Consider the following 1,176-nt stretch of genomic DNA (forward strand, 5'->3'; position numbering starts at 1 on the left):
ATGGCCAAGAGCAAATTTGAGCGTACGAAGCCGCATTGCAACATTGGGACGATTGGTCACGTTGACCATGGGAAGACGTCTCTGACGGCGGCGATCACGAAGTATTTTGGCGAGTACCGGGCGTACGACCAGATTGACGCTGCGCCTGAAGAGAAGGCGCGCGGCATCACGATTGCGACGGCGCACGTGGAGTACGAGACGGAGAAGCGTCACTACGCGCACGTCGACTGCCCGGGCCACGCGGACTACGTGAAGAACATGATCACGGGCGCGGCGCAGATGGACGGGGCGATCCTGGTCGTCTCGGCGGCGGACGGCCCGATGCCGCAGACGCGCGAGCACATTCTTCTGGCGCGCCAGGTCGGCGTCCCGGCGATCGTGGTGTTCCTGAACAAGGTGGACCAGGTCGACGATCCGGAGCTTCTGGAGCTGGTCGAGCTGGAGGTTCGCGAGCTTCTGTCGAGCTACGAGTTCCCGGGCGACGACATTCCGATCGTCAAGGGCTCGGCGCTTGCGGCGCTCGAGGACTCCAACAAGGAGACGGGCGAGGATGCGGTCCGCGCGCTGATGGCGGCGGTCGACGACTACATCCCGACGCCGGAGCGTCCGGTGGACCAGCCGTTCCTGATGCCGATCGAGGACGTGTTCTCGATCTCGGGGCGCGGCACGGTGGTGACGGGTCGCGTGGAGCGCGGCGTGATCAAGGTTGGCGAGGAAGTGGAGATCGTGGGCATCCGCACGACGTCGAAGACGACGGTGACGGGTGTGGAGATGTTCCGCAAGCTTCTGGACCAGGGCCAGGCGGGCGACAACATCGGCGCGCTGCTGCGCGGTGTCGGCCGTGAGGACGTGGAGCGCGGTCAGATCCTGTGCAAGCCGGGTTCGGTGACGCCGCACACGAAGTTCAAGGCGGAAGCCTACATCCTGACGAAGGAGGAGGGCGGTCGTCATACGCCGTTCTTCACCAACTACCGTCCGCAGTTCTATTTCCGCACGACGGACGTGACGGGTGTCGTCACGCTGCCGGAAGGCACGGAGATGGTGATGCCGGGCGACAACGTGACGATGGACGTGACGCTGATCGTGCCGATCGCGATGGAAGAGAAGCTGCGCTTCGCCATCCGCGAAGGCGGCCGCACCGTCGGCGCCGGTATCGTCTCCTCGATCGTCGAGTAG

General features: G+C 64.6%; 1 protein-coding gene. It reads left to right on the forward strand.

Features of this window, described 5'->3' with window-relative positions:
* The gene (tuf, locus tag SMD10_RS25370; protein ID WP_331688497.1) at window positions 1–1,176 is read left to right on the forward strand and encodes an elongation factor Tu; all 1,176 of its coding nucleotides are present in this window, start codon (window positions 1–3) and stop codon (window positions 1,174–1,176) included.

The organism is Consotaella aegiceratis, assembly GCF_036541425.1.
In the GTDB taxonomy this organism is placed as follows: domain Bacteria; phylum Pseudomonadota; class Alphaproteobacteria; order Rhizobiales; family Rhizobiaceae; genus Consotaella; species Consotaella aegiceratis.

Bases quoted from the DNA above. Each gene is read 5' to 3' on its own strand.
- tuf (WP_331688497.1), top strand. From the start codon at position 1: ATGGCCAAGAGCAAATTTGAGCGTACGAAGCCGCATTGCAACATTGGG.